Source organism: Corallococcus sp. AB030 (assembly GCF_003668965.1).
Taxonomy (GTDB): domain Bacteria; phylum Myxococcota; class Myxococcia; order Myxococcales; family Myxococcaceae; genus Corallococcus; species Corallococcus exiguus.
On record NZ_RAWQ01000057.1, the window covers coordinates 38,997 to 46,491 of the forward strand.

At 71.9% G+C, this 7,495-nt stretch carries 8 protein-coding genes and 1 pseudogene; 1 reads left to right on the plus strand and 8 read right to left on the minus strand.

All coding sequences use genetic code 11. The features are described 5' to 3' along the window. Window positions 1-73: 73 nt before the first annotated feature. The 5 genes from D7Y15_RS16030 to D7Y15_RS16050 all read right to left on the minus strand — a co-directional run bounded on the left by D7Y15_RS16030 (window position 74) and on the right by D7Y15_RS16050 (window position 5,227). Window positions 74-964 (minus strand): hypothetical protein, encoded by an 891-nt coding sequence (locus D7Y15_RS16030; RefSeq protein ID WP_120580378.1) that lies wholly within the window; start codon window positions 962-964, stop codon window positions 74-76. Continuing rightward, complete coding sequence (locus D7Y15_RS16035) at window positions 961-1,233, minus strand: hypothetical protein (RefSeq protein WP_233597397.1); 273 nt, start codon at window positions 1,231-1,233, stop codon at window positions 961-963. The genes D7Y15_RS16030 and D7Y15_RS16035 overlap by 4 nt, the downstream gene beginning before the upstream one ends. 132 nt (window positions 1,234-1,365) lie before the next feature. Next, on the minus strand, window positions 1,366-1,722 hold the full coding sequence (yhbY, locus tag D7Y15_RS16040) for a ribosome assembly RNA-binding protein YhbY (protein ID WP_120580376.1): 357 nt from the start codon (window positions 1,720-1,722) through the stop codon (window positions 1,366-1,368). A gap of 30 nt (window positions 1,723-1,752) precedes the next feature. Then, window positions 1,753-4,308, minus strand: coding sequence for a DnaJ domain-containing protein (locus D7Y15_RS16045; RefSeq protein ID WP_121753128.1), 2,556 nt, complete (start codon window positions 4,306-4,308; stop codon window positions 1,753-1,755). 106 nt (window positions 4,309-4,414) lie between these two features. Then, window positions 4,415-5,227: a hypothetical protein gene (locus D7Y15_RS16050; RefSeq protein ID WP_120580380.1), complete on the minus strand. Its 813-nt coding sequence runs from the start codon at window positions 5,225-5,227 to the stop codon at window positions 4,415-4,417. A gap of 68 nt (window positions 5,228-5,295) precedes the next feature. Between D7Y15_RS16050 and D7Y15_RS16055 the strand changes: the two genes are divergently transcribed. Continuing rightward, window positions 5,296-6,075 (plus strand): TSUP family transporter, encoded by a 780-nt coding sequence (locus D7Y15_RS16055; protein ID WP_169822364.1) that lies wholly within the window; start codon window positions 5,296-5,298, stop codon window positions 6,073-6,075. Between the two features lies 1 nt (window position 6,076). Here D7Y15_RS16055 and D7Y15_RS16060 read toward each other — a convergent pair whose 3' ends face one another. The 3 genes and pseudogenes from D7Y15_RS16060 to D7Y15_RS45745 form a co-directional block, all read right to left on the minus strand. Next, on the minus strand, window positions 6,077-6,598 hold the full coding sequence (locus tag D7Y15_RS16060) for a YfbM family protein (RefSeq protein WP_121753129.1): 522 nt from the start codon (window positions 6,596-6,598) through the stop codon (window positions 6,077-6,079). Window positions 6,599-6,605: 7 nt separating this feature from the next. Continuing rightward, a complete protein-coding gene (locus D7Y15_RS16065) occupies window positions 6,606-7,115 on the minus strand; it encodes a biotin/lipoyl-containing protein (RefSeq protein ID WP_120580372.1) in 510 nt (169 codons plus the stop codon). A gap of 41 nt (window positions 7,116-7,156) precedes the next feature. Continuing rightward, a pseudogene (locus D7Y15_RS45745) lies at window positions 7,157-7,495 on the minus strand (hypothetical protein); the annotation flags it as partial.

Genomic DNA, 7,495 nt, shown 5'->3' on the forward strand with positions numbered 1-7,495 from the left:
CACGACGGCCCGCCCCGGAAGACGGAGCGGGCCGGTGGTGGCCTCGTGCGTCAGCTCGACGCGACGGGCCGTGTCAGGCGGTGGGGACGACGACGCCCGGGCTGGACTGGCGCTGGGCCGACATGAGCGCCGAGCGCTGCAACCACCCGGCGAGCCCCAGCATCGCGAGCCCCGAGGTGCGCAGCGTGCGCAGCAGCTCCACCGCCTCCGCGGGATTGCCGGGCAACAGCGGCGCCAGCCACTCGCGCGCGTCGTAGAAGAGCCACACCGCGCCGGACACGCCCATGGCCCACCACACCCACGCGAGCCGCCCACCGCGCAGCATGTACGCGACGCGGAGGATGGGCGCGACGAGCAGGATGGTCGTCATGTCCGCCAGCGTGGACGCCAGCGCGATGACCGCCGTGCACGTGGCCGCGAAGCCCTGGCCCAGGTGGCCCACCGCCGTGACGAGCGCCGGCCCACCCACCGCCAGCGCCGCCACCGCCGCCACCGCCCACAGCAGCGACGCGCGGGAGCTGGGCGGCGGCTGCAGACCGGACTGCTTGTAGGTCCGAGACAGCAGCACCAGCGCGAACGTCGTGCACACGTTCGCCAGCACCACCACGCCCATGCGCACGGGCAGCAGCGGTGACTCCGTGAAGGGCACGTCCGGCACCGCGTGCATCCAGTAGCTGCGCAGGGCCGTGCTGACCAGCGACAGCACCGCTCCCGCCGTCAGCAGGCCCCACACGCGGCGCAGGTAGTCCCCCGCGCCGAACGACAGCGCCGCCGCCGCCGTTCCCGCCACCGCGAGCAGTCCCACCGTCCAGCCCGCCACGTCACCCACGAGCGCCAGCCGGGGCGCGTCCTGGAACGACGTGGCCACCGCGGCCAGGTGCACCAGCTGGAGCACCACGACGGCGCCCAGCCACGGCGCCATCCGCTTGAAGGCGCGACCCGAGGAAGAACGGGGGGCGTTCATCGCAGCTTCTCCATGGCCTTCGAAATCTCCGTGAGGGTGTTCGTCGTGCGCACCGCGCCGATGAAGACGTTGAGCATGGGCTTGAGGCCCTCCAGCACCTGCGGCACGTCCTGAACGCCCACCTGCTCCGGTGGACGCTTGAGGGCCCGCAACGCAGCGGTGTGGATGGCCATCTTCGCGGTGAAGTCACCCAGGAGCGGCTCCAGGTGATGCATCAGCACGTCGTGCCAGCCGGGGGAGGCTGAAGGGGAGGACGAGGAAGTCTGCACGTCACCTCCGCGGGGGGAAGACCCCCAGCGTAGGGACATTTCGAACCCGGTACGAGGGTCCGACTGCCCTCGAACCCGCAGAAAGTGCGGGGATGAGTCTGGATTCCCCGCGACCTCTGGAAAACGGTGCGGCTAACGGCGGCGCGGCTTCTTCTCTTCGTCCGCCTTGGGGGCCGGACGGGGCTCATGTGGGCCCTTGAGGATGTCCTCGAAGTGGGACTTCTGCTTGCGGCGCTTGAAGAAGAGGGCGGTGCGGCCCAGGAGCTGTGCGAGCTCCGAGCCGGTGGCCTCGGCGATGCTGTCGGCGCCTTCGTGGCGGCCTTCCGGGCCTTCGTTGATCTTCACCTTGATGAGCTCGTGGTCGTTCAGCGCCTGCTCGATGGCGGCGATGACGCCCTCGGTGACGCCGGACGAGCCGACGATGACCACCGGCTCCAGGTGGTGGCCGAGGGCCCGCAGGTGGCGGCGTTCTTTCCCGGTGAGGGGCATGGGGGGTGTCTCCTTGAAAAGGCGCGCACCCTACTTCTTTTGCGACGCCATGCGGACCTCTCGCATCGCATCGATGTGGTCCGGTTGCAGCTCGACCGTCCGCTTGAAGTGCTTGAGGGCCCCGGCCGCGTCGCCGCACAGCTTGGCGATGACGCCCAGGAAGTAGTGGGCGGGGGCGCACCGCTCGTTGCGTTTAAGGGCGGCCTGGATTTCGCGGAAGGCCTCCGGCTGGGCGGCCTTCTTGTCCGGGGCGACGAGGAAGCGCGCATAGCCCCGCCAGGCGAAGAACTCGGGCTCTTCCGCGTTGAGGGAGATGGCCTCGTTGAGCATCTTCACGGCCTCCGGGTACTTGCGCGCCTTCACCAGGATGCAGGCCTTCTGGAAGAGCTCTTCCGCCTGGAGGATGGCCTGGATGTCCACGCCGTCGCCGCCGCCGCTCTTGAGCTCCTCGATGTAGGCCGCGCGGCTCTTGTCGTCGGAGAGGGCGCGGTAGGCGTCACCGATGTACGCGAACACCTCCGCCTTGAGCTTCTCCAGCTCCGGGGGGGCGCCCTGGGGCAGGGTGTCCGGGTGGTAGAGCTTGGCCAGGCGGAAGTAGGCGATCTTCACCGCGCTGCCTTCGGTCTGTTCGGTGAGGCCCAGCCGCTGGAAGTGGTTCTGGCCCTTCAGGGTCGCGGCGAGCTGGCGCAGCGCGGGCAGTTCGTCCGAACCGGGCGCGGGACCCGAGGCGGCCGGGGCCGCCGGAGCGGCGACGACGGGCGGAGCGGGCCGGGCGGCACCGGGACCCGCCATGGGAGCGGCTCCAGCAGGGGCACCCGGGGGACGCGCACCCGGGCCCGCGGCAGGGGCGGCTCCGGCGGGGGCACCCGGAGGAGGACGGGGCGCCGCACCCGGGCCCGCCGTGGGCGCGGCGGCTGGACGCGCGGCACCGGGACCCGCCACGGGGGCGGCACCGGCGGGGCGGGGCGCGGCACCTGGACCGGCGACAGGCGCACCGGGCGCGGCACCCGGACCCGCGACGGGCGCTCCGGGTCTGGCTCCAGCGCTCGCGGCGGCAGGTGCTCCGGGCGCGGCACCCGGGCTCGCGACGGCCGCACCGGCTCCGGCGACTCCAGGGCCCGCGACGGGCGCACCGGGTCTGGCTCCGGTGTTCGCGGCGGCAGGTGCTCCGGGCGCGGCACCCGGGCCGGTGGCTCCAGGTCCCACGGTGGGCACGGTGCCGGATGGACGGGTCGGGTTCCCCGCACCCACGGTGGGGACGGTGCCGGACGGACGGGTCGGGTTGCCCGGGCCCGCCGTGGGGCCGGAGGCCGCCGTCTGCGCGCGCGAGGCCGACGCGAAGGAGACGCCGTTCAGCTCCTTCAGCAGGAACGCCACGCGCAGCAGGTGATCCGTGTCCTGCGGCACGTCCTGGAGCAGCTGCCCCAGCGAGCGCACCCCGTCGATGAAGGAGAGCGCGCGGACCTCGTGCGGCGTCAGGCGCAGCTCGCTGGAGGCCACCCGGCCCCCGGACTTCATGATGGGCATGGGCAGCACGAAGGCCAGCCGCCGCTTGAGGTCCGCCGTCGGCATGCGCCGCACCTGGTCGCTGATCAGCGCCCAGCGGTTGCCCAGCGGCATCGCCTTCTGCGCGGGCAGGTCCCGCGCCTCGAAGGTGAACGTGCCGGACTCCGCACGCAGCGCCTTGCCCAGGATGCCCAGCGCCCGCTGCGACAGCTGCGTGAACGCCGTCGCCGGCTGGAGCAGCCCCAACCCGAACAGCGCCGCGAGCAGGTCGCCTCCGAAGCGCTCCTTGGAACCCTCCGCCTGCTGGAGCTGCTCCGCCGTCAGGAGCCTCGCGCCCATCAGCGACACGCCCAGCGCGTCCTCCGCGTGCGACGAGTCCACGTACTCCGGGCTGCCCTTGCGGAAGTGGACGGACAGCGTGCGGTCCGAAAGCCCCAACGTCAGCAGGCCCGTCTGCTCGCCCGCGGCGATGCGCCCATACAGCTGCAGGGGTGAGCACTGCTGGAGCTGCCCCTGCGGCGGCACCGTGTTGGTCCCGTCATCCGCCGGACTCTGCGGTGCCTGCGGAGCCGCCGCCGGAGCCGCTCCCGCGCCAGGTGCTCCCGCCGGACGGGCCGCCGCGACCGGAGGACCCGGAGGCCGCGCGGCCGCGACAGGGCGTCCCGCCGCGTCGACGGGCGGACGCACGGCTCCAGGCCCGGGCCGCATCGCGCCAGGGCCCGCCATGGGCGGCCGGGTGCCAGGACCCGCGACAGGGGCCATTCCAGGGCCCGCCATGGGCACGGCGGCCGGACCCGCGACGGGCGCGGCAGGGCCGGGTGGGGGCGGAGCGATGGCCGCGGGCGTGGATTGCAGCAGCGACGCGGGTGCGCCGTCGCCCCACAGCTCCCGGGGGAACGAGTCCCGCACCTCCGGGAAGCGCCACGGGAAGGCGAACTGCAGGCCATCGATGGAGACCTGGATCTTGCCCTGGATGGAGCCGCTGTCGATGAGCAGCTCGATGGTCGCGCCCGTCAGGGGCCCCCAGGTGGTGCCCCGATCGTTCCGCACCCAGTACTGCCGGACCTCGCCCTCCGCCATGTGCCGTCCTGCTCCCAGTCCCTGGATCGCCGAGAAGTTGGAATTTTATCGCCGCCCGTGCCCGCGTCCAAGCAGACGACGTCACACGAGCGGCCGGACGGGCGTTTCAGGGCGTGGCGCCCTCCATCGCCGCCAGCCCCACGTTGGCCAGACACGCCGCGTCGGCCTGCTGCTCGGCGGGCGGGTCGAAGCAGTACACCTCGCTGTCGAAGACCTTGCAGATGCCCGCCGGGGTCCCCGCGCACGCCACCTTTCCGTACGCCGTGGTGCAGTTGAAGCCGCACACCGGGCCCACCTCGCTCAGCTTGCACTGGGGCGCCGGCAGGCCCTTGCCCCACGCGCAGAGCGCCGCGGGCGACGGGTCGAAGCAGGTGAGGTGGCCGTTCTGCGCCTTGCACACGCCCAGGGGCGACTTCGCGCAGCGCACCCCTTCGGAGGCGTTCACGCAGTTGTAGCCGCACGCCATCTGCACGCCGTTGCTGACGCACTGCGCGCGCGGCACCTGCCGGCCGAACACCGCGAACACCGCGGCGGGCGGGTCGAAGCACATCACGTTGCCCCCCTGGCTGCGGCACGCGCCCGCGGGCGTCTTCGCGCACTGCACCTTGCCGAAGTCCGTGGCGCACCCGTACCCGCAGCCCACCACCCCGTCGATGGTCTTGCACTCCGAGTCCGGCAGCGCGGCGCCGTACGCCTTCACCACGTAGGCCGGCGGGTCGAAGCAGGTGGCCTGTCCGTCGATGACGGTACATCTGCCCTGGAGCGTCTGGGCGCACCGCACGCGCTGTCCATCCGACTTGCACGCATAGCCACAGGACACGTGCCCGTCGATGGAGCGGCACGTGGCGGTGGTCGCGTCAGGCGTCGAGGGCGGCGCGGCGAGCGTCAGCGCCAGCACGGTCATCAGGGTCGCGAGCATGGACCCCATTGACCCCCAAGCTTCGACCCCGCGCAAGTAAGGGTGATAAGCGGGGCGCCATCGTGGACATGGACGTCAGCGCAGTGCAGCTGGTGCTGTTGTGTGTCGCCGCGCTGAGCGCGGGCTTCGTGGACGCCATCGCGGGGGGCGGCGGGCTCATCAGCCTGCCCGCGCTCCTGGCGGCGGGCCTGCCCGCGCACGTGGCGCTGGGCACCAACAAGGGGCAGTCCGTGTTCGGCTCGGGGGCGGCGATGGTGCGCTTCGCGCGCGCGGGGCTGGTGGATTGGAAGCTGGCCCGAGCGACGTTCCCCTTCGGCCTGATGGGCGCGTTCGGCGGCGCGGCGCTGGTGCTGCTGCTCAAGCCGGAGGTGCTCAAGCCGCTGGTGCTGGTGCTGCTCATCGCGGTGGCGGTGTTCCTCGCCTTCCGCCGCACACCGCCGAAGAAGGACGGCGTGGAGCCCTCACCCCGGCCGCGCGCGCAGGCCATCGGCGCGCTCATCGCGCTCTGTCTTGGCACCTATGACGGCTTCTTCGGTCCGGGCACGGGCACCTTCCTCATCGTGGCGTTCTCGTCACTGCTGGGCCACGGCCTGGCGCGCGCGTCCGCGGACGCGAAGGTGGTGAACTTCGCCTCCAACCTGGCGTCGGTGGCGCTCTTCACGCTCCGGGGCGTGGTGCTGTGGAAGGTGGCGCTGCCCATGGCCGCCGCGCAGTTCACCGGCGCGTGGCTGGGCGCGCACGTGGCGGTGAAGGGCGGCGACCGGGTGGTGCGCGTCGTGGTGCTCGGCGTGGTGGCCGCGCTGGTGCTGAAGCTGGGGTACGACGTGTGGCGGGGCTGGGCGGCCTGATTCAGCCGATGTGCACGAGCAGGCACAGGCCGCGCTTCGCCACGGCGGCGGTGAACTTCTGGAGCTCCACGAAGTAGGAGAGCAGCTCCTCCAGCGGATCCACATCCTCCGCGGGCTCCTCCTCGTCCCAGGTGCCGGGGTAGATGTCCTCCGCCTGGAGCGTCGCGGGGTCGAAGCGCTTGCGCAGGTCCTCCACGGAGGCCTTCTTCAGCGCCTCCGCCAGCGACTTCACGGCGGCCACGTCGAACACGCGCGCGGTGCCTTCATCCGAAGGGATGTCGCCCACGTCCTCGCCGCCGCGGACCAGGAAGTCCAGGGGCGGCGTGCCCTCCCAGGCCGTGCCGGTGAGCAGGTACTGGAGGCCGTGCCACGCCTCGCCGATGTCCAGCTCCAGGAACGATGCGCCCTTCGCGTCGCCGAAGTCCTCCTCGTCCTCCAGGAAGGGCTCCAGCGCTTCGGGCGCCTGGTGCAGGGACTGGCGCTGCGACTCGGTGGTGCTGCGCAGCGTGCAGAGCATCTCCATGGGGCGGCTACTCCACGACGACGAGCTTGGCGTTGTTCTCCACGGCGGTGCCTTCCTTGGCGAACACCTCCGTGACCTTGCCGGCCTTGGGGCTCTTGAGCTCGTTCTCCATCTTCATGGCCTCCACGACCACGAGCCCCTGGCCCTCCTTCACTTCCTCACCGACCGCGACCAGCACCTTCACCACCTTGCCGGGCATGGGCGCGAGGATGACCTGACGGCCCTCCACGGAGAAGCTGCCGGCCGCGGCGCGCATGCGCAGCTTGCGCTCATCCGCGACGTCGGTGCGGTTCACCTGTCCGCGCACCAACGTTCCAATCTCGTCGCCGTTCTCCTCGAACTCGACGTTGTAGGACTGGCCGTCCACCAGGAGCGACAGCGTGCCCTGGTCCACGGACAGCGCGTCCACCTGGAACGTCTGGCCGTTCACCGTGAGCCGGTAGCGGTCCTGGCCCAGAGACTCCAGGTCCACCGGCACCGCTTCCTTCTGGCCCTGCTGCTTCGTGAAGTAACGCATGCGGAAAGGTCCCTTCCGAAAGGCTTGCGGGAGGAAGAAGGTCAGCGGCGGCGGCTCTTCAACGCCAGACGCCACGGGCTGATGCGGCCAGGGGCGTCACCGCCACCGGCGCGCGACGGCAGCGTCTTCGCGCGCTTCTGGTCGCGCTGGAACGCGTGCAGCGTGCTCGCGAGCAGCGCCACCTCGCTGAGCCTGGTGTCCTCCTCGCCCAGCAGCGCCGTGTGATGGCGGGTGAGGAAGCTGGTGTCGTAGTCCTGAGCGATCCCCTCATTTGAGTGAGCAGATCGCCAGCCGCCTGCCTGACAGGCCCGTGCGAGGCGGGGTGGTGTGGGGCAGGAAGAGAAGCCATGCTGGGACGCAAAGTGGCCATCAACGAAGAG